The organism is Nostoc sp. (assembly GCF_036916655.1).
In the GTDB taxonomy this organism is placed as follows: Bacteria; Cyanobacteriota; Cyanobacteriia; order Cyanobacteriales; family Nostocaceae; genus Nostoc.
This window is the reverse complement of the sequence record NZ_JBALFY010000026.1, coordinates 69533-90764: the sequence shown is the minus strand read 5'-3', so window position 1 is coordinate 90764 and position 21232 is coordinate 69533. Positions and strand designations below refer to the sequence as shown.

At 40.5% G+C, this 21232-nt stretch carries 15 protein-coding genes; 10 read left to right on the top strand and 5 right to left on the bottom strand.

Annotation, left to right across the window (positions count from 1 at the left end):
* Positions 1-63 precede the first annotated feature (63 nt).
* Both V7L31_RS08635 and V7L31_RS08630 read right to left on the bottom strand, forming a co-directional pair.
* Positions 64-1005 carry a hypothetical protein gene (locus V7L31_RS08635; RefSeq protein WP_334695833.1) on the bottom strand — a complete coding sequence of 314 codons (942 nt, stop codon included), beginning with the start codon at positions 1003-1005 and terminating at the stop codon, positions 64-66.
* A gap of 779 nt (positions 1006-1784) precedes the next feature.
* The gene (locus tag V7L31_RS08630) at positions 1785-2537 is read right to left on the bottom strand and encodes a hypothetical protein (RefSeq protein ID WP_334695832.1); all 753 of its coding nucleotides are present in this window, start codon (positions 2535-2537) and stop codon (positions 1785-1787) included.
* Positions 2538-3261: 724 nt separating this feature from the next.
* On the opposite strand from V7L31_RS08630, the gene V7L31_RS08625 reads away from it, so the two are divergent.
* Entirely contained in the window at positions 3262-4401 is a 1140-nt protein-coding gene (locus V7L31_RS08625) for a Gfo/Idh/MocA family protein (RefSeq protein ID WP_334695831.1), read from the top strand.
* 115 nt (positions 4402-4516) lie between these two features.
* Positions 4517-4762 carry an HNH endonuclease gene (locus tag V7L31_RS08620; RefSeq protein ID WP_334695830.1) on the top strand — a complete coding sequence of 82 codons (246 nt, stop codon included), beginning with the start codon at positions 4517-4519 and terminating at the stop codon, positions 4760-4762.
* 64 nt (positions 4763-4826) lie between these two features.
* Here the strand turns inward: V7L31_RS08620 and V7L31_RS08615 are convergent, their stop codons facing one another.
* Complete coding sequence (locus tag V7L31_RS08615; protein WP_334695829.1) at positions 4827-7562, bottom strand: DUF3536 domain-containing protein; 2736 nt, start codon at positions 7560-7562, stop codon at positions 4827-4829.
* 530 nt (positions 7563-8092) lie between these two features.
* On the opposite strand from V7L31_RS08615, the gene cax reads away from it, so the two are divergent.
* The 7 genes from cax (at position 8093) to V7L31_RS08580 (ending at position 17897) form a co-directional block, all read left to right on the top strand.
* Complete coding sequence (gene cax, locus V7L31_RS08610) at positions 8093-9184, top strand: calcium/proton exchanger (protein ID WP_334695828.1); 1092 nt, start codon at positions 8093-8095, stop codon at positions 9182-9184.
* Positions 9185-9392: 208 nt separating this feature from the next.
* Entirely contained in the window at positions 9393-10532 is a 1140-nt protein-coding gene (locus tag V7L31_RS08605) for a serine/threonine-protein kinase (RefSeq protein ID WP_334695827.1), read from the top strand.
* A 274-nt stretch (positions 10533-10806) separates the two neighbouring features.
* Entirely contained in the window at positions 10807-11703 is an 897-nt protein-coding gene (locus V7L31_RS08600; protein WP_334695826.1) for an alpha/beta hydrolase, read from the top strand.
* Positions 11704-11946: 243 nt separating this feature from the next.
* Positions 11947-13617, top strand: a complete 1671-nt coding sequence (locus tag V7L31_RS08595) for a phosphatidylglycerol lysyltransferase domain-containing protein (protein ID WP_334695825.1) — start codon at positions 11947-11949, stop codon at positions 13615-13617.
* 343 nt (positions 13618-13960) lie between these two features.
* Positions 13961-15352, top strand: a complete 1392-nt coding sequence (locus V7L31_RS08590) for a hypothetical protein (protein ID WP_334695824.1) — start codon at positions 13961-13963, stop codon at positions 15350-15352.
* 563 nt (positions 15353-15915) lie between these two features.
* The gene (locus V7L31_RS08585; RefSeq protein ID WP_334695823.1) at positions 15916-16191 is read left to right on the top strand and encodes a DUF485 domain-containing protein; all 276 of its coding nucleotides are present in this window, start codon (positions 15916-15918) and stop codon (positions 16189-16191) included.
* A gap of 137 nt (positions 16192-16328) precedes the next feature.
* Positions 16329-17897, top strand: coding sequence for a sodium:solute symporter family transporter (locus V7L31_RS08580; protein ID WP_334695822.1), 1569 nt, complete (start codon positions 16329-16331; stop codon positions 17895-17897).
* Between the two features lie 193 nt (positions 17898-18090).
* Here V7L31_RS08580 and V7L31_RS08575 read toward each other — a convergent pair whose 3' ends face one another.
* Together V7L31_RS08575 and V7L31_RS08570 are read right to left on the bottom strand one after the other, a co-directional pair.
* Entirely contained in the window at positions 18091-18933 is an 843-nt protein-coding gene (locus tag V7L31_RS08575) for a tetratricopeptide repeat protein (protein WP_334695821.1), read from the bottom strand.
* A gap of 233 nt (positions 18934-19166) precedes the next feature.
* Positions 19167-20087, bottom strand: coding sequence for a ribonuclease D (locus tag V7L31_RS08570; RefSeq protein ID WP_334695820.1), 921 nt, complete (start codon positions 20085-20087; stop codon positions 19167-19169).
* 466 nt (positions 20088-20553) lie between these two features.
* On the opposite strand from V7L31_RS08570, the gene V7L31_RS08565 reads away from it, so the two are divergent.
* A complete protein-coding gene (locus V7L31_RS08565; protein ID WP_334695819.1) occupies positions 20554-21012 on the top strand; it encodes a BON domain-containing protein in 459 nt (152 codons plus the stop codon).
* The last annotated feature ends 220 nt before the right edge of the window (positions 21013-21232 follow it).

The window sequence follows — 21232 nt, the reverse complement described above, 5'->3', positions numbered from 1 at the left end:
AGTATATGGTTTCTGTTTTGGCGGCGGCTCTCCCAAATTCAACACTCTCCTAGAATCCTACTGTCAATAGGGTTTGAGATGCGCTAACCCTGCTCCACTCAAAAGCAAAGTAATATCATTTGTGCCTGTCAGGGAGAATTTGTAATAATCAACTGGGTCTACATTTCCGACAAATTCTTGAATAGTCTGAGTACTAGTTAGATTTCCAATATTATAAGCAGTGCTGAGTGTGTTCCCAGGATTTGAAGGAATAGAAGAAGTCCTAGATGTGGCTGCTAACTGTAAGGAATAATTGGAATTAACATTGGTATTGGCTGCAATTCCAACATAGTAATTCCCGGCTCCTAATGTTGCAGTAATTTGACCATTCCGACCATTACTAGCATAATCAGAGTAAAGTTGTTCTCCACTCTCAATCAATCCATTATTATTACTATCGTAATAGATGAAGGCATTGACATAGTATTGACTCACTCCACTCAAAAGCAAAGTAATATCATTTGTTCCTGTCAGGGAGAATTTGTAATAATCAACTGGATCTACATTTCCGACAAATTCTTTGATGGTCTGAGTACTAGTTAGATTGCCAATATTATAAGCAGTGCTGAGTGTGTTCCCAGGATTTGAAGGAATGGAAGGAGGTGTAGATGTGGCTGCTAACTGTAAGGAATAGTTAGAGTTGACGTTGGTAGAATTTTGAGTAATTCCAATATAGTAATTTCCGGCTCCTAATGTTGTAGTAATTTGACCGTTTCGACTGGAGCCAGCATAATCAGAATAAAGTTGTTCTCCACTCTCAATCAATCCATTATTATTGCTATCGTAGTAGATGAAGGCATTGACATAATTTTGAGTCACTCCCTTCAAAAGCAAAGTAATATTATTTGTGCCTGTCAGCGAAAATTTATAGTAATCAAGTGGATTTGCATTGTTGATAGCATCAGTGTAGTTAAAAGATGTGAGAATACCAATGTTTTGAGCCGTCGTTAATGTACTTCCTGGCATATTTTTCCTTTTGTAAAATTTGGACAAGGATTCTTATAGATTTAATATCAGAATCCAATTTTATTTTTGAAAAACAATACTACAAAATAAGGGGTTAAACCTTGCTCATTCCAATACTTCTCGGTTAAGGGAAAAGGGAAAGAAAAAACCTTTAACCCTTATCCTTTACCCTTTATCCCAAACCCGATTCCGAGTTAAAAAGCTTAACCGAGAAGTATTGTTGCTCGTTCAACCCATCAAAACTAGAAAGTTATGCAGATGCTACTACACTGATGGCATAGAATTTTTACTCATTAACAAGATTAAGTATACAGACAATCGAGTTACTAAAGTTAATTCTAGTAATCATTTAATACCTGATGATTTTAGGGCTATTTTATTACTCTCATCAAATAATATTCAAAACCTTGTTTCTTCGTGCTTGCTTCCAAAAAAGGATAAGTTTTGAAAACGATTCAATATCAGAATTTTATTTTTATCTCTTTAGATATATAAAATAGTCTTATATAACTTACTAAAGCTAGTGGCTTATTAAGAAGTGAAATCGGAAATTTGAGCGAAAGCGCGATCGCACAATCATTAAATAAGTCGATGAAGAACAATAAGATCCCCGACTTCTTTGAGAAGTCGGGGATCTGAGTCTCTCGATTTTCACAACTCATTTAGGATTGCTATAGTCAACAGTCTAGACAAAAATTCCTCTAAATCGCCTGATAAATTGGGAGATTTAGAGGATTTACAATGACAAATTGAGCAATGTGACCGCTAAATTCTTCTTTTTAACTACAAGTATTTGCTGAAGCAGAATTCACTGTTGTTAAATCGCCAGTGAAAATAACTGTGTATTGATAAGGTGATGAACCAGAACAATTCATGGAATTTGTATTGGCACGACGGGGAGTCCACCATGATTTTGCTTGCACAGTCAAATTTGTGCCGTTCCATGAGAGAGCATTGACAACTAAAGAGTTAGTTTTGCCATCATCCGCCTTTTTAGCAGATAAGAATGTGGCATAATAAACCTCGCCATTGGCTGGATTAATCCGGGCTATAACTGCAACTTTTGGCCCGCCTCCGCTACCATAGCTAGACAACCAACGCCCAGTAGCAAAGCGGCGAAAATCATTACCTGTCTGACTGCCAGTGGAAGAGTAAACGCCATATAAAACATTGCCCCCATCCCAATACAATCCATAACCTGTACCATCGTCCCCAGTTGTTTCATAATCATCACGACACCAGGCTTTTATCCCATTATTAAAGCGGATAGTTCTAGGATTTTTGTTATTAGATGAGACTTGCCGATAACCAATGTAAAAGCTTGTTGTTCCACTAACTACTCTGGGGCCATTTTTAGCTTTGATTGTTGCTTCACTATCACCGCAAGTGAATGTCACAGCATTACCGATAGATGAATTTGCTATTTGGGCTAAAACTGGAGGAGCTTTTTGTGTGAGTAATAAATCAGATGCTAATACTACAGACAAAGAGAAACATGCAAAATACTTTTGTAATTTGCGAGAATAATTCATGGTAGAAACCTGCCGAGAAAGTGAAACGAGAAACACCGTATCACTATAAACTCTAATTAGTATTTAGACAAGTAAAATTATTGAAATTCCTATTTTGCAGTATTCTCAACATCATACAAATCAGACTGCGTTAAAAGTTGCATAGCTAATATACATAAAAATGCCTGATATTAGCTGTATATAATTGTTCCTTATCAAATACTATCAGCGAATAAGAACAAATAGCGATGGGTTATGCTGGAGCAGAGTCTATTGCAGCATCAAAAAAATAGTTTTAATCAACAATGTAGCGTTTTTTGATTTACCATATTCCTAGTGAAAAGCTTTATGTAGTGCTTTATTAGGCAGTTTTAGCCTTCTCATCTGATACTTGTTCTGCACTAGCTTTCAAGAGACATAGTTTGGTAAATACAACTTCTTCCTAAAATATATGACAGATAAATACCTCAGATGTTAAGCTATTGTTTGGCTTTTTTATAGATAATTAAGTAGAGAATTATCTGTAATTTTATAGCCAGGATTATTAATTTTTATCATATAACTAATTTCATTAAAGCTGATATTTAAATTATATGTTGTATTTTTTCGCTGCTATTAAAGCTTACAATAGTGAACATTATCGTTATTCTTTGAAAATTAGATTTTTGCGATAAAAAACAAAGCGTACCTTTTGCGGGGTAAGATTATTGGGGTTTAATAAGGAATCAATAGGAGCAAAAATGATATGATTGGAATTGCGATCGCAGGCACCGGCTTTGGTCAAAAAGTCCACATCCCTGGATTCCAAGCGCATCCTCGCACTGAAGTGGTTGCTGTTTATCACCGAGATATCAATAAAGCCAAAGCCATAGCAGAATCCCATAATATCCCCCACGCTTCTGACTCTCTTACAGATATTGTGGCATTACCAGAAGTGCAAGCAGTTAGCATCTCTACACCGCCATTTTTACACTATGAAATGGCAAAAACTGTATTGCAAGCTGGGAAACATTTATTACTAGAAAAACCGACAACTTTAAATGTAGATGAAGCTAAGGAACTTTATCAGTTAGCTAAAGCAAAAGGCGTGATTGCAACTGTAGACTTTGAATTCCGCTTTGTACCAGCATGGCAGTTGTTTGCAGAATTATTGTCAGAAAACTATGTGGGTAAGTTACGCCTAATTAAAATTGATTGGTTAGGTTCTTCTCGTGCTGATACTTCACGCCCTTGGAATTGGTACTCTGAGAAAGATAAGGGAGGCGGCGCATTAGGATCTTTGGGTTCTCACGCCTTTGATTATATTCACTGGTTATTTGGGCCAGTCCGTAGATTAAACGCCCATTTAACGACTGCGATTCCCACACGAGTTGACCCTGTGAGTGGGGAATCTAAGTCAGTGGATACAGATGACAACTGTATATTAACCCTGGAATTGGCAGATGGCACACCTTGTCAACTTTCTATCAGCACGGTTGTTCATGCACCAAGAACCCATTGGGTAGAAGTATATGGCGATCGCGGTACATTAATAGTGGGCAGTGAAAATCAAAAAGATTATATACATGGTTTTCGGGTTTGGGGTTCCCAGATTGGTAAACCTCTAACGGAAATAGAAATACCGAATCGGTTGATTTTCTCCAATAATCATGCTGATGGGCGCATTTCGGCATTTATCCGCGTAGTAGACCAATGGGTAGAGGGAATTGAACGCAATCAGGAAATTACACCATCATTACGAGAAGGAATTTATTCTCAGTTGTTGATGGATTTATCTCATGAATCTCATCAAAAAGCAAGCTGGGTAGATGTTCCCAGCTTGGAAGGATTTATCAAACAGAATTCAGGAGTCAGGAGTCAGAATTCAGCAATTTTTTCTGTATGACTGGCGGATAGCGCAGCGTAAAGCCTTCTCTATGAGAGTCTGCGATCGCGAGTATTTTCGAGTCGCGTCTTGATTCTGACTCTTGAATTCTTCTTCAATAGTAATTAGAAAACAAATGAGCAAAACTCCCCGCATTCGTATTCCGCCGGAAGTAAAGAAATATGTTTTTCAACGCGATCAATACCAATGCCGAAGCTGCGGTAAAACTACCGCAGAAACGAACCTCAGCATTGACCATATCATTCCTCTCGCCCGTGGCGGTCAAAATGATATCAGCAATCTGCAAACTCTTTGCTTAAACTGCAATCAGCAGAAAACAGACAATATTGATCCCCGTTTCCGGCGGCATTTTGATTTATGACGGTTCTCAATCAAGACGCGATTTATCGCGTCTCTACAATTAGGGTTTTGGATACATTACGCACTTATCCCAATTGATTTGAGATTGTGCTGACATCAACAGCTAACTTTTTGCCCAACTTGAGCAACTGAAGACACTGATTATTTCCTTCATTGTCAAGGTTAGTAATACACACTGGCGCTATCTGACTGTGCAAACAACTAAAGTATAGTTCTTGCGATCGCTGTAGGGAAACATCAATATTTAGTTGATCCCCGACATCAATCAATCGCTCTAACAGTTGGATATCTGCATTAAAACTACCATTGGCATCGTGCAACAATTGCCAAAGCGATCGCGCTATTAACTGTTCTAACATCTGCTTACCGTCAGGAATATTCAGCCGACAACGCAGATGTTTTGCTTCAGTAGCGATCGCTTCTAATTCTAAGATGTGACTCCAACTCTTTTGGGGATCAGCGATATCTTGCTCAAGCGATCGCAATGTCATCAGACAGCGATGCCCTAAAGCAATATCGGCTGCCACCTGCAATTCTTGCGGTACTGCGATTTCATCACGATGAAACGCCATCAGCACACCGTAATTATCACGATAGGCTTGAGTATATAACTGTCCTAAACGTGCCAGTGTTTCCTGACTCAGCAGCCGCATAATCCGGTGGCGTTCTTCAGCAAATAGATTTTGCAAGCTGAAAGCTTCTTCTCCAAATAGCTGCGTCATCGCCAAGATGGTATGAGCCGCGCTAGCTTGTTTTAGCGCCCCAAACAGCTTTTCTTTTAATTGGCTGTAATCACGCCGCCCGGTAAATTGTTGAATACCACAGTGGAAATCCCAGCCTCCCAAATGCAGAACCGCAAATACCAAATGCTCACTTTCCCAAGTAATCTCTGATACTAGCTTTAAATTTCCCACAGCCAGAGTTAGCGATCCCATCCGTTGCAGTTGGTAATCTAACTCATTGGCAGCGTAGCAATAAACCTTTTTGTGGTAACGCTGAGACTGTTTGTCAGCAGCATCTTTTCTCGGTAGGGAATTGTGCGTTTCTGCTGGTTTCTGATTGGTAAATAGGGAAGTAATGGCGTAATGGGCTGCTACTTGCTTAAAACCAAGTTGGGCAGTTAACACCAGTTGCCGATAAATTTCCGCACCGTGTTTAAACTCATCTACATTACTAGGAGCTAAACCAAGGCGTTTGACGAAGCCTTTTTCTAACTGCACACCAGCTACTTCTCCTGCCAATTCTAAAGCACGGGCAGCATAGCGCAGAATTTGCGTCCCCTCTGGACGGGAAATTTCTTCAAAAAACCAACCGCAACTCGTGAACATTAACAACGCGTGACGCTGCATTTCTAACAGGCGCAAAGCGTCTACTTGTTCGGCTGCCGTTAGTTTGTGGGTTTGATGACAGGCTAAGAAACGGTTGACATTGTTAGCAGAGCGATCGCGCAATATTTGGATATATTCATCTCGTGCTAGCCAGGGATCGCGAAATAACTGTCTACCATGTTCTGCATACACTTCAGTTAGCTGATCCCGCAGCCAATTTAGGGCATCCCGCAAAGGACGACGCCATTTTTGATGCCAAACACCGCCCTCTCCACCACAACCACAATCATCCTCCCATCTACCGACACCGTGAGCGCAACTCCAAGCTGTGACTGACTTTAATTCCACTTCCCAACTGGGAGAATTTAAGCTCAGGTAGTGGGCAAAGTTCGTTACCGTCCAACCTTGTTGAGGAAACTCTTTAGTAAAGGCGTAGGCTAAAGTTTTTTCAGTTCCCTTTTTGTGGTGTCCGAAGGTTTCCCCATCTGTCGCCACAGAGATCAACTGTGCTGGGCGATGATCCCCACGTACTGCTGAACCGATACGTCCGGCAAAACGACTGGAATTATAAACCACATCACTAAAACCCATATCCCGCGATATCGGGCCATCGTAGAAGAAGATATCAATGTACGGGAGGGAGTGGGGAGTGGGGAGTGGGGAGTGGTTACTATCCCCATTCCCTTCCTTGATCGCACTTAGAAGTGAAGATGAAGTATCTAGTGTGGGCTGCAAATAACAACGGTAGGGACGCGTGGAATCAATCTGACTACCACCGACTTCGATCCATTCAGGATGAGGATGTTCTGGAGTAGGCAGTGGACGGCAACGCAGTGCTTGAGATGGTGCAAGGATAATGAAGCGAATACCCTCAGCAACAAGAGCTTCTAGGGTTGCGTAATCTACAGCGGTTTCTGCTAACCACATTCCTTCGGGATCGCGCCCAAAACGGGAGCGGAAGTCTTCTTTACCCCAGCGAATTTGGGTATATTTGTCGCGCTCATTGGCCAGAGGCATGATGATGTGATTGTATACTTGCGCGATCGCATTGCCATGACCATTCAAGCGTTGGCTACTCTTGGCATCTGCCTCTAAAATCCGCTGATAAACCTCCACATCGTAGCGTTCTAGCCACGACATCAGCGTTGGCCCGATATTAAAACTGAAATATTCGTAATTGTTGACGATCCCCACCACTTCGCCTTGATCGTTTAAGACTCTGGCAAAGGCATTCGGACGATAGCATTCCCAATGAATCCGCTCATTCCAATCATGGAAAGGTGCAGCGCTCGGTTGGCGTTCAATTGCGTCCAGATAAGGGTTTTCCCTTGGTGGCTGGTAAAAATGACCATGCACCGTCACGTAAACACCATTAGCCTTTCTCAGGGGATCGGTTTCTTTGGTGTTATTGGGATCTGAATGTAATGTTAACGTTGAGCCAGAGCTAGCCGGCATTTCAGCAGCAGAAGTCATGTATATTTATCCAAAACAAAAAACTTGCAGTTGCACCGAAAGCATTGTGCGTAAACCTTACTACAATAGTTTGAACACAAAATCCGGTATAAACAACAACTATGGAATCCAACTAAATTTTTGACAAAGCTGTTTTATTGTAGTGGGAAATCTGCGTTATCGCACAGCCCTTTCCCTGAAGGCTTAAAGTAATTAGCCATTGAACAAAGCCTCAGTTAGGGGTTTTATCTTCTTGGGCGTCAATCAAATTTTAATTGTCTTTTAATATATTAAACCCCATTTTTGATGTAATGTTTTGGCTCAATTTCATACTTTTGCAACAAAAGATTACGAAAACTCATTATATCGCAATCTGATTTTACACAACATTCGCAACAGTGAGCTGAAAACAGTACAATCTCTGAATTGGTCTACAGTCGGTTGAGAGTACCATATCGGAGTGCTGAATGAAAGTGATTATTAATTCAACACTCCAAATTTAAAACTTAGGATTGCTCGCTGTGAATGATACCCTCAACCCAAAACAAGAAATGTCAACCAAAAACATTATTCTTTTCGCTTTACTACTATTTATCCCGGTTTCTGTCGCAGCCCACTTTCTGGAGTGGGGAGAATTGATAGTTTTCATTACAGCTGGATTAGCAATTTTGCCCTTAGCAGCTTGGATGGGTACAGCCACAGAAGAAATTGCTGTCGTAGTCGGGCCATCATTAGGGGGCTTGTTAAACGCCACCTTTGGCAACGCCACAGAATTAATCATTGCCCTAGTAGCCCTGAACGCTGGATTAATCGATGTAGTCAAAGCCAGTATCACGGGATCGATTATTAGCAACTTACTACTGGTGATGGGTTTTTCCATGCTTTTGGGAGGACTGCGCTACAAAGAACAGACATTTCAGCCAATTGTGGCGCGGGTAAATGCTGCTTCGATGAATTTGGCGGTGATTGCCATTTTGATGCCAACGGCAATGAATTACACTTCTCAAGGAATTAACGAAGAAACACTGCAAAATCTTTCTATTGCTGTTGCCGTAGTATTAATTTTGGTTTACGCCCTAACGCTGCTATTTTCGATGAAAACCCACTCTTATTTATATGATGTGGGCGTAGCGGAGTCAGAAGAAGAGGAAACACCCCACACGAAACCAAATATGATGTTGTGGGTTGGCGTGTTGCTAGTATGTACCTTGCTAGTGGCAATTGAGTCAGAAATGCTAGTAGATTCTCTGGAAGTGGCCACATCTCAGCTAGGTTTGACGGCGCTGTTTACAGGGGTGATATTAGTTCCCATCGTCGGTAACGCGGCTGAACACGCCACAGCAGTCACCGTGGCAATGAAAAATAAGATGGATCTTTCCCTCTCGGTAGCTGTGGGATCGAGTATGCAGATTGCCCTATTTGTCGCGCCCGTGTTAGTTATCACAGGGCGGATATTAGGCCAACCAATGGATTTAGATTTCAAACCCTTTGAATTAGTAGCTGTGGTTGTGTCAGTGTTGATTGCCAACAGCATTAGTTCTGATGGTAAGTCCAATTGGCTGGAAGGCACTTTGTTATTAGCCGCCTATACAGTATTGGGGTTCGCCTTCTACTTCCATCCAGTTATAGAAAGTATAGGGTAGTTAACAGTGCATAGGCGTAGCCTGTCGTAGACATCGCGAGCCAATGTTAGATTTTAGATTCTTTTTTGGTTCTAACATCCCACTACGTACTTTCAACCCTTCTGGGTGACACAAATCCAAAATTTAAAATCCAAAATCCAAAATCTGTTAATTACCCCCTTTTGCCTGGGACAGGGGAAAATAAAGACATATAAGAGCGATCGCCTGTATGAGCTACTGCCTTAATCCCCATTGTCCCAAGCCGGAAAATTCCGATCATGTCAATTTTTGTGTGACTTGCGGTTCTAAGTTACTCCTCAAAGAACGTTACCGTGCTATCAAACCAATCGGACAAGGTGGTTTTGGCAAAACTTTCTTAGCTGTGGATGAAGATAAACCCTCCAAACCACGCTGCGTAATTAAGCAATTTTATCCCCAATCCCAAGGCACGAACACTCTTGCAAAGGCTGTAGAGTTATTTAATCAAGAAGCAGTGCAGTTAGATGAATTGGGCAAACATCCCCAAATTCCTGAACTACTGGCATATTTTACCCAAGAAGCCCGGCAGTATCTTGTACAAGAATTTATTGACGGACAAAACTTAGCCCAGGAACTAGCACATAGAGGGGCTTTTAGTGAAACGCAAATCTGGCAACTATTGAATGATTTATTGTCAGTTTTGCAATTTTGTCACGCCAGACACGTAATTCACCGTGATATTAAGCCAGAAAATATTATTTTACGTAGCGGTGATAGCAAACTAGTGTTAGTAGATTTTGGTGCGGCTAAATCTGCCACTGGCACTGCTTTAAATAGAACCGGTACTAGTATTGGTAGTCCAGAATATGTTGCACCTGAACAAATGAGGGGTCGGGCTGTTTTCGCTAGCGATATTTACAGTTTGGGTGCTACTTGTGTAAATTTATTAACCCAGCGATCGCCCTTTGACTCTTATGATACTCAAAACGATACATGGGTTTGGCAGCAATACCTGCAAACTCCGATTAGTAATCCGTTGAGTCGTATTCTGAACAAGATGCTAGAAAGTATTCCAGTTCGGCGTTATCAAACAGTCGATGAAGTTCTCAAAGACTTAAATCAATACTCAAAAGTTGCAGTCACACCAGCGATTGCGGCAAAACCTATCCCTCAACCACCACCCAATTCTCCACCCGCTTTTTTATCGAAATCTCCTAGTCAACTTGAGAGGGAATTAGAAGAAATGAAAACCCAATTTATGGGTAGCAGTAAACCTCAACCAAATAAAGTACAGCCACCAAACCCCACCTCTCAGCCTCCTAGTACAAATAAAATAGATCAAGAATTAGAAGAATTAAAAGCTAAATTTCTAGGTAATAACAATCCCTAAAAATACACTATGACTTCTCTCCTAAACCTCATCTATGTTGAAACCTAGAGTTTTTTAAAAGATACATTTATGTAGGTTGGGTGGAGTGAAACGCAACCCAACATTACCACCAGATTTTATGTTGGGTTACGCTATCGCTGCACCAACCTATAAAACTACGGTTCTCAAGGTAGACGAGGTTTAACAGATTATGGTGTGTATACATATATCCGTGTAAAACAAAAATCGTTATAGTAAGTTCTAATGGGGGTGATTTTTTCAAATGCTAAAAAATATGAAGATTTATAAACTTTTAATTATCTTGATAGGAGCGATCGCACTCCTCACCAGCGCTGGTTATTATTATGTATTCATCTTAGGTGCGCCCCAACTAGACCCACCCCAAGAAGAGGCCAATACTGGGCTAAAATTTCAATTAGCAACCTTTAACTCTCAAGCAATGGGTGCAGTCCGTAATTATGGCGTGATTTTGCCCCCTGGTTATAGCAAAAATCCGCAAAAGCGATACCCTGTAATCTTCTTGCTACACGGTGGTCATGATGATGCCCGTGCTTATGTTGATAAATATGCACTCTTAGACGTACTGCACGAACTTTATCAAAGTCGAAAATTACCACCATCGATTGTGATTACACCCGATGGTAATGATAATCGTGGTTCTAGTCCTTTATATGACCCCGATTACTTTGATGGGGCAAATGGTAAACTGGGAACTTTAATTGGTTCAGAATTAGTGCAAGTTGTCAAGTCGCGCTATCGCACTTTAGAAAAACCCCAATCTTGGGCGCTGGGAGGTTTGTCTTCTGGAGGATGGGGGGCTTTTAATATTGGGTTACGGCATCTTAACAACTTCCAGATATTGTTTAGCCATAGCGGTTATTTTAGCGATAACAGTGGTTCACAAAATAGTCCCCAACAAATTGTGCAGCAGCTATCGCCCCAAGATCGCAAGCAATTGCGTGTTTACCTGGATGCGGGTATGAATGATAGTAATTTACTAGCTTCTACCAAAGCTTTTAACGAAACCTTGAATCAGTTAGGCATTGCTCACGTATTTTATGCATTTCCTGGAGGTCATGGTTTGTCTGGTGCAGATATAGGCTGGAACTACTTTCACAAACATCTTAAAGATTCGCTATCGTATGTAGGTGAACAGTTTCAAAAAAGTTAGGAGTTAAGAGTTTTAAGTAAGTCGGTGAGAAAAATTCAATGTATATGAAGAAATATAAATTAGCTGTAGGGTGTGTTACGCCGTAGGCTAACGCACCTGAGACTGTTGACGGTGCGTTGCGCTTTGCGACAACGCACCCTACATTAAAATTCCTTAACATAGCTGGAAATATTAGCACCGACTTACTTAACACCAAAACAAATGACTAATGACTAATGACCAATGACTAATGACTAACGACTAATGACTAATAATTTAAAAACTCAGATTGGACTTTGGAGTGCGGCATTCCTTACAGGTTTAGTCGGAGTAGTAAATTTGTTATCAGCAGTGACGCCTAATCTGTATGGTAGAAATCACTGGTTGAAGGAATTTTTGCCATTTGATATCCGGGCCAGTGGTCATATATTTACAGCTCTGACTGGGTTTATTTTACTAACACTTGCTACTAATTTATTACGCCGAAAAAAAATAGCCTGGTTGCTTACCATTGGTTTACTAATAATTTCGATTTTCAGCCATTTGCTAAAGGGATTGGACTATGAAGAAAGTCTACTCTCTGGAGTTTTACTGGGGCAATTAATCTTGATGCGCCATTTTTTCACGGCGCAGTCAGACCGTCCTTCTATCGCACGGGGAGTCAGAGTGCTAATAGGCGCTTTATTATTTACTCTGGCATACGGAGCTATTGGATTTTATTTGTTAGATGGCAAATTTTCCGAGAATTTTAATTGGCGTGAGGCGATAGTTCAGACTTTTGCGATGTTCTTCACTGCGGATAATTGGGGACTGCAACCAAAGAGTCGATTTGGAGAATTTTTTGCTAACTCCATCTATATTATTGCAGCAGTTACTATTGCTTATGCAATGCTAATGCTATTGCAACCTGTGTTTTGGCAGAATCTAGCAACTACAAATGAGCGAAAAAGAGCTAAAGAAATTGTCGAGCAATATGGATGTTCTTCTTTAGCAGCGATCGCACTCTTAAATGATAAGAGTTATTATTTCAGTCCTTCTGGTAACAGTGTAATTGCTTATGTTCCCAAGGGACGGGGTGCGATCGCCTTAGGAGATCCCATTGGCCCTGTTGAAGACCGCAAAGAGACAATTGTTGCTTTCCGAGAGTTTTGTCAGCGTAACGACTGGTATCCCAGTTTTTATCAAACTTTGCCCGATGATATTGAGCTTTACAAGTCATTGGGGTTTAGAGTACTCAAGATTGGAGAAGAAGCGATCGTTGACCTAAAAAGTTTTACGTTACAAGGTAAAGCCGGTAAAAACTTTAGACCCTCAATCAGTCGTTTAACTAAGCTAGGATACCAAATCGACTTTTATCAACCACCCATCGCCAATGATTTATTGCACCTCCTCAAACCTGTCAGTGATGAATGGTTGAAAATGGCGCAAGGTTCGGAAAAACAATTTTCTTTGGGTTGGTTTGATGAAGCTTACCTGCGAGAGTGCGAGATTGCTGTAGTGCATAATCCTGAAGGTCAGATCAGCGCCTTTGCCAACATTCTCCGGGAGTACCAACTCAACGAAGCCACTATTGACATGATGCGACATCGCTCATCTCTTGAAAATGGCACAATGGACTTTTTATTTATTTCCCTACTCCAACATTTTAAAGAGGGTGGCTACGACAGCTTTAATTTTGGTCTTTCTGCCCTTGCGGGAGTTGGAGACAACCCAGAATCGCGCCGCTTGGAAAAAGTATTGCACTATCTTTATGGGCACTTGAATCGCTTCTACAACTTCAAGGGATTGCACGCTTACAAAGAGAAGTTTCGCCCGCGTTGGGAACCACGTTATTTGGTTTACCCCAGTTTAACCGCCTTACCGGATGTAGTTGTAGCATTGATTCGCGCAGATTCAGGCGATCGCCTCTTCGATTATTTCAAACCTGGAGCGTGAACTACCCATATTGACCACGAGCTACGTCTACACAACTTGGCATTTTTATGATACAATTGTACTATAAAAATATGAATGTCCGGTGAGTATGCAGCGCGAAATTTACCAGACGATGCCCAAAATTTGTAGTAAATAAAAAGAATGCCCATAGTAGCTAGTGGTCTGTCAAATTAATTTTGTTGGGCTGCTAGATCCCCGGCTTCTTCAAGAAGTCGGGGATCTGACCACCACTAACCTCTCAAAACTTTTGGGAGGTTAGAGAGACGCGATAAATCGCCGTCTCTACAGGGAATTTATTTTTGAATTTTGAATTGTTAATGACCTTTATGTAGAAGGTAGCAATATGACGAATAATCAAATTTCTCTGGTAGAATTAATCCAAATTTTTACACAGTACCGCAACAATATTATCGTCAATATCAAGCACCTACAAGAACATTATCAAAGAACAGGTATCAAGCGTGTTAAAGGTATTAGAAATGAAAATGGGGAACTGCTTCAACCTTGGTTGAGAGCCGAATATATTGATAATGCTGAGTATGTAAGTATGGGCGAGTTTCAGTTTAATCGCAATACTGCTACTCTCAATATGCTTATCAAACGTAAAGTCAAACTTGCCAAATTTGAAGACCAAACCCCCACTATTGAGGTAGCAGGTTTGCTAGTGAATGACCTCAATACCTTTAATAACTATACAATTGTCAGTGATGGCAAAATTAACGTAAAGTCTTTAGTAGTCAAAATCAGTAGTAAAAAAGCCTTTGACTTACTCAAAGAAAAAGGCATACTGGATGCAGAAGAATTTGACTTCCATGCTGAACATATCATTCAGTTAGATAACTTGCCCCTTGTCGCTGCTAATAGCTATTACAACAGCATTGATGGATTATTCAATGAACTAGCAGAAATTAAAGTACTTATTAGTATTATTTCTGCTCACTTAAGAAAGGAGTCAGATGTATTTGTAGTAGGACAGTTAGATGAGTTTAAAAAGCACTATCTGTCTAAAAATGTTTACATTAACTTCCCTACAACTAATGAATACACAGATATTCATGAAGCTTTAGTTAATGGTACTCTTGAGTCAAGATTTAGCTATAAAATTGATGTCGGTAGTCAAGATATTCTTAACTTCAGTAAGTTTCCTTCTGCTAACAAATTTCTGAATAGAATGTATCGTCTTTATGATAGAATAACTGGCGAAATTTTCATCAAGCCTAGTTTTGAGATGGCATTTAATGAAAATCTTGCTGTTAGGCATAGGTTACTGTCATCACGCACAAAGATTACAAAGGTTGACGAGTTAATGAAACCAATTTTTGATGATTTTCTTGGACTTGAGCAAAATGGTATTGTTGGAGGTATTCTTAAGAAAGTTGGTGCTGATAGTTTGGCGCAGTTATTGCAGGATAAACAAACTGGTAAGCAGATCAACAAAGAGGAAATGGTTGCAGCTTTAACAGTGGCACATAAAAAGTTAGAACAATATGCAGAAAATATCTACCAAGATAAAATATCTCCCTTGGTATTTTACATAGGTTCGACTGGGCTATTGCCAGATCAAATGCAAGCAACAGCTATGACTGCTGAGGAAGCTGCTGCTAAATATCCAAATTTGCAATTTTCTAAAGATGAGCAAGAAGGTACTTTTTTTGCAGTTGGCGATAGTATTATTAGCATCTATGCAAAAACTGAATATTACAGCAAACTTCTTTCTGTAGGTGTAGACAATTAGAGGCTGTTTGAAAAGCCTAATTTAATACCAACCTTGGCGAATATAATTCGCGGCTACACAGACGAAACCCACCTCCGTGGGTTGAAGACATCGATTTTGTGTGAGTACGTAAAGGTGGACAATACCAGTGTGGTAGTGAATTATATTCGCCCAAAACTTTTCAAACATCCTCTACGTATTTATTTTAAGTTTTAGTATATAAAAATTTAATACTTGAGTTGAGCAAGACAACTCTTGTATAATATAATACTTGTAATTCTGGGTCAAAAACCACAGATATAGCAATCCGATAGCGAGTCATCGAGCGTCTTTAATTTTTGAACTCATTTGCGTAAGTATAGAGTAGGGAATTTCTTACAACTCACATAAGATTGCCATATAGTTTTATGTTTTTGTGACTCAAGACAGAGCCGCTATTGTCTTGTTATTTTGATATATCACTTTGTAAAGTTAATTTTATTACCTGATATAGCAATAGATTTACTAATAATCTTTAAGAAAATTACACAGAAATCAACTTCAATGAGAGAATCTGGGCTAATCTTCTCAACCGAAAGGAAGACATGAACGATCGCACAAAGGCTCTTCAGGCTCTCGCCGCTGAACGTTGGCGGATATCCCTGATTCTCAGTGGAGCCATGATGTTTATTTACTTCGGCTTTATCCTATTAATCGCGTTCAATAAGCCCCTGCTGGGATCATTAGTATTTCCTGGTCTTAGCCTGGGAATTTTACTAGGGGCGCTAGTAATTGTCTCAGCATGGGTATTAATTTTTATCTACGTGCGTTGGGCGAATAGCAGTTACGACGACCAAATCGCAAGGCTGACACGTAAGTGAAAATTGGGCATGGGGATGAAGGGGTAGGGAAGAAACAAGGGAGAAGAGTTTTCCGCTCTGCCTCTTTTCAATGCCCAATGCCCAATGCCCAATAGCAATTTCTAGTCCCAAATTCAAAAATACTAAACCAAAAAAGCATGAATAGTGTGTGGTTCAATCTGCCACTGGCGGCGGATATTACCAGTCTTGGTCACTTTAACCCGTTAGCGATCGCTTTCTTTTTTCTCTTTGTTATCAGTTCTTTAGGCATTACCTATTGGGCGGCAAAGCTTACCAAAAATACGGCACAGTTTTATACAGCTGGCGGTAAAATTAGCGGTTTCCAAAATGGGCTGGCCCTAGCAGGAGACTTCATGAGTGCAGCTAGCTTTTTAGGTATCGCTGGGCTGGTGGCACTCAACGGCTTTGACGGCTTAATTTATTCAATCGGCTTCCTGGTAGGCTGGCCGATTGTCATGTTCTTAATTGCCGAACCACTACGTAACTTAGGTAAATACACTTTTGCCGATGTAGTGGCTTATCGCTTGCAGCAAAAACCTGTACGCATCGCCTCTGCGATTGGAACACTGGTAGTAATTAGCTTTTACTTAATCGCCCAAATGGTAGGTGCTGGTGAACTAATCAAACTATTATTTGGCTTTGATTATGAATTAGCTGTGGTCATTGTCGGTTGTGTGATGATGGCTTATGTGATTTTTGGTGGGATGATTGCCACCACCTGGGTACAGATTATCAAAGCAGTTCTGTTGCTTGGCGGAACTATCTTACTAGCTATCTTAGTACTGGCACAATTTGGCTTTAACCCACTTGCTCTTTTCGCTGCTGCATCTGCGAAGTATACAGGTGTATTAGCTCCGGGCAAACTGGTTTCCAACCCCTTGGATGCGATCTCTTTGGGACTGTCGTTGATGTTCGGCACTGCTGGATTACCTCACATCCTAATGCGTTTCTACACAGTACCCGATGCCAAAGCAGCGCGGCTCTCTGTTACTTATGCCACAGCTATTATTGGCGTTTTTTATCTCCTTACCTTCATCCTGGGTTTTGGAGCGATGGTATTGGTAGGTAAAGATGCGATCGAGAAAATTGGTACTGGTGGTAACATGGCTGCCCCGATGTTGGCAGAATTTCTCGGTGGTGATGCTTTTTTAGGTTTTATTGCGGCTGTTTCCTTTGCAACGATTTTGGCAGTTGTCGCTGGGTTGACACTCTCAGGTGCGGCTGCACTGTCTCATGATTTATGGGTGAACGTAGTGCGTTCAGGTCATGCCGATGAGTCAGAACAACTGAAGGTGGCTCGTGGTGCGACAATGATTTTGGGGTTGGTGGCGATATTCTTGGGCATTTTGTTTAAAGGTCAAAACGTCGCTTATATGGTAGGTTTAGCATTTGCGATCGCTGCGAGTGCAAACTTCCCAGCGTTACTCTTATCCATGCTGTGGCGACGCTTCACTACTAACGGTGCGGTTGCAAGTATGTTAGTAGGTACTATCTCCTCTTTAGTACTAATTTATCTGTCGCCTACGATTCAGGTAACGATTCTCAAGCACGCTTCTGCACCCTTTCCACTGAAAAATCCTGGATTAATCAGTATCCCACTGGCGTTTATTGTGGCGATTGTCGTTTCACTATTGAGTACTGAAGAGCAAGCACAGGAAAAATTTGCAGAAGTTGAGGATCGTATTCACATTGGTTCTGGGATCTGATTTTGTTAACGGACAAAGAAGGCGAATAGAATTCGCGGCTACACAAACATAGACGCTTTGCGGCTTCCCGCAGGGTAGTCCGCCTGCGCGGACTAAGAAAGAAAATTGAGGATTTTTACCACGGAGGTGGGTTTTGCCTGTGTAGTCGCGGTTTCTAACCGCCCTTTTAATGTTAAATTGACTTGGCTTTTCCCTACTGCCCAAGTTCTTTGATGTTATTCATCACTTGTTGATATAAGTCGTTGTTACCCTGACTTTGAAAAATATTTGCTGCTTGTTGTAAGTCTTTGAGTGCCCCTTGTTTGTCTCCATTGGTGGCGCGGGCATTTCCCCGGTTATTGTAGGCAGGAGCAAAGTTAGGATTGAGGCGAATGGCTTGATTGTAATCTGCGATCGCACCCTTGGGATCTCCATTGGCAGCACGGGCATTTCCTCGGTTATTATAGGCGATCGCATATCTGGGGTTGAGGAGAATTGCTTGACCAAGATCGTCTATTGCCCCTTTTTTGTCTCCATTGGCGGCGCGGGCATTTCCTCGATTATTGTAGGCTTCGGCATAGTTGGGATTGAGGCGAATCGCTTCACTGTAATCTTTGACTGCTTCTCTGTTACCTCCTAATGAGGCGCGGGCATTTCCTAAGTTATTGTAGGCTTCAGCGTCGTTAGGGTTGATGCGGAGTGCTTGATTGTAATCTGCGATCGCTTTTTCTTTGTCTCCTAAATCGAAGTAGACTAATCCCCGGCCGTTGTAGGCAGCGCCATATTGAGAATTTTGACTAATTGCCTTACTGTATGATGCGATCGCAGCTTGCAAGTCGCCATTTAAATGCTGATTCTTTCCCTGAAGATAGAATTCTCCACCTTTAGAAGTTGTAGCTGAACGACGGCTAGGTTGACTGACTCCTATTTCTGTTACCAATACATTGTCATTCTTACTACAAGAAATACTGCTAGTTGCAGCCAATGTAGTAAAAATAGCTATGGTAAATAAAGTATTTACCCTTGTTCGCTTTTGCTCAAATAAACGCGGTCTCATAAGTTAATATAAACTGCCATATTACCTGAATCGAATTAATACCAAAACCTAGATTTTAATTCTTTAACTCAATAATTATTTTAACTTTTAATAGACCTTTAAACTTAATTGACAATTTTCCCTAATATCTTATAGATTTCTCAGGGAAGGTACGAGAAAATAATTATTAAATTTCCAGATTTATGCTTTACAATAACTCTATAAATTCCGACATTTGTAGCCGAATGAACAATTTATTCATCCTCAGCTTCACTCTCTTGAGTTTTGGGCGTTAGCCGCCAAGAGGTATTTTTGTCAATATCTACAGACAATTGTTCTAGATTTTGCCCTAAATCTTTTTGGAGTTTCTGAGTTAGTGTAATTGGAAAATCTAAATTAATACCTTGAGTTTGTGCTAGCCTTGCCAATTCGGTAAATGTAACTTTGATTGTAGTGCGTTCATAACTAGTCAGCTTATAATCATAAGTTTCAGATATGTTCTGAGCCTGCATAGCTTTTTTTATACGTTCTTGTAAATGCTCAAATTCTGAATTCAACAACTTCCATTGCTGCTCAATTTGTGAGTATTTGGTACTTAGTGATATTAAGTCTTCCGTTGCGGGTTCGGGGCTGGCTTGGGCTTGTAATCCTAATAAGTTTAAGTGGATTTGAGCAAGATAAATACAATCTAAGTAAGCATACTCTATCTGTTCTTCAGTCAGAGGGCGTTTTCCCCAATCGCTTGTTTGTTCTTGTTTATCGATATTGTTAAAACTGCAAAGTGCTGTAGCTATAGTCTTGAGTTGGTAGTTGGGTAATGGTAAAAGATAGTAGGGAATTTTTTTTGCTATTTCCAAAGTGCAAGTAATATTTTTGGCTTTCTTGCTACCGAGAAGCTTTAGATCGTAACTGGCGTTGTGAAAAACTTTTTCAATAGCAGAATTTATCATAATTTTTTCAATAAATTCAGCTATAATATTAGGCTGGTCTAATACATCTAAAAGATAGACGCGATCGCCACTCATATCTTGAGGATTATCTAATACCTGAATCAGTGATAATCGGGGATTACGACTTTTATAGTCAGCGACTTCTGTATCTATCCACAGTGTTTTAGCGTTTGTATATTCAGCGACAATAGCACGAATTTCGCTAGCCGAAGTAAGGTAAGGCATTGGCTAATATTTCCTGATATTTAAGGCATTGTAAGTAAGCCATAGTTTTATAAAGTAACATTTTGTTGGTAAGAATGCTTATACAGGATTGCAAAAAGGCTGAAGTTTGAAATTCGTCATAGACATCGCCAAACTGACTCAAATCTGATAATATCGAGTCACCACTGTCAAGCGGTACAGTCTCAGCTTAATAAAGCTCCTTAGCATCTGCGTTAAATTGACAGATAACCACAGACTGTATGCAAAACTATACTAGCCAGCAACCGTTAGGAAAATTGAATTGGCGCTTTTGAAAACTGGCTGCAAATCTTAGCCTCAAGAAATCGTCTAAGTTTCAATTTTCAGTAACCTGAGTTCTTGCTTGGATAGTTTTACTACTTTACATTTAATTGCTTTTTAACATCTGCTCCTCACCATGACACACACCTCAATTAATCGCTTCAATTATTCAATTCGGAGATAGATAATGAAAAAGCTAATTCTATTACTAGTTAGTGGTATTTTGGTAGTTGGTACTTTTGGCTGTCAAGAGGCTCCTAAAACTGGTTCTGAAACTCCTAGCACAACTAATGAAGCCGCTCAAGCACCAGCAAAACCAGCTTCTCAGACAAATCAAACTGCCAAAGTTCCAGAAACACAAGCTACTCCTTTAGCAGCTAATACAGGTACGAAAGTTAAAACCAATACTGAAAAAACAGCAGCAACAAAAGCTAAGAGCGATTTAAAAACTGAAGTTAGCGCAAAGTTGAATAAAGGCTTACCAGGCAACAAGTTACAAGTTGAAAACAAAGAGGGTGAAATTATCCTCAAAGGTACAGCCGCTTCTGTTGAAGAACTCAAGAAAGCTGAAACCTTAGCGAAAGAAGTTCAAGGTGTGAAGACAGTAAAGGTAGAAGCAAAAGTTGATACTGTAAAAAAGCCATAAAAAAATGACTGAAGCTTTCAGTTAGTATCGGCATAAAAGCCAACCAGAGACTTGCATCTGTGTAAGTCTCTGTTTTTACTATGAGACCTCCACAAAAAGAAATGCCCAATTGTCATTGCGTTCGCCCCTAGCGTTCCCGAAGGGTATGGAGCGAAGCGAAATGAAGCAACCGCAAAATCTTGGGATTGCTTTGCTACACTCCGTTTCGCTCGTAATGACA

Bases quoted from the DNA above. Each gene is read 5' to 3' on its own strand.
- V7L31_RS08635 (WP_334695833.1), bottom strand. From the start codon at position 1,005: ATGCCAGGAAGTACATTAACGACGGCTCAAAACATTGGTATTCTCACA.
- V7L31_RS08630 (WP_334695832.1), bottom strand. From the start codon at position 2,537: ATGAATTATTCTCGCAAATTACAAAAGTATTTTGCATGTTTCTCTTTG.
- V7L31_RS08625 (WP_334695831.1), top strand. From the start codon at position 3,262: ATGATTGGAATTGCGATCGCAGGCACCGGCTTTGGTCAAAAAGTCCAC.
- V7L31_RS08620 (WP_334695830.1), top strand. From the start codon at position 4,517: ATGAGCAAAACTCCCCGCATTCGTATTCCGCCGGAAGTAAAGAAATAT.
- V7L31_RS08615 (WP_334695829.1), bottom strand. From the start codon at position 7,562: ATGACTTCTGCTGCTGAAATGCCGGCTAGCTCTGGCTCAACGTTAACA.
- cax (WP_334695828.1), top strand. From the start codon at position 8,093: ATGTCAACCAAAAACATTATTCTTTTCGCTTTACTACTATTTATCCCG.
- V7L31_RS08605 (WP_334695827.1), top strand. From the start codon at position 9,393: ATGAGCTACTGCCTTAATCCCCATTGTCCCAAGCCGGAAAATTCCGAT.
- V7L31_RS08600 (WP_334695826.1), top strand. From the start codon at position 10,807: ATGAAGATTTATAAACTTTTAATTATCTTGATAGGAGCGATCGCACTC.
- V7L31_RS08595 (WP_334695825.1), top strand. From the start codon at position 11,947: ATGACTAATAATTTAAAAACTCAGATTGGACTTTGGAGTGCGGCATTC.
- V7L31_RS08590 (WP_334695824.1), top strand. From the start codon at position 13,961: ATGACGAATAATCAAATTTCTCTGGTAGAATTAATCCAAATTTTTACA.
- V7L31_RS08585 (WP_334695823.1), top strand. From the start codon at position 15,916: ATGAACGATCGCACAAAGGCTCTTCAGGCTCTCGCCGCTGAACGTTGG.
- V7L31_RS08580 (WP_334695822.1), top strand. From the start codon at position 16,329: ATGAATAGTGTGTGGTTCAATCTGCCACTGGCGGCGGATATTACCAGT.
- V7L31_RS08575 (WP_334695821.1), bottom strand. From the start codon at position 18,933: ATGAGACCGCGTTTATTTGAGCAAAAGCGAACAAGGGTAAATACTTTA.
- V7L31_RS08570 (WP_334695820.1), bottom strand. From the start codon at position 20,087: ATGCCTTACCTTACTTCGGCTAGCGAAATTCGTGCTATTGTCGCTGAA.
- V7L31_RS08565 (WP_334695819.1), top strand. From the start codon at position 20,554: ATGAAAAAGCTAATTCTATTACTAGTTAGTGGTATTTTGGTAGTTGGT.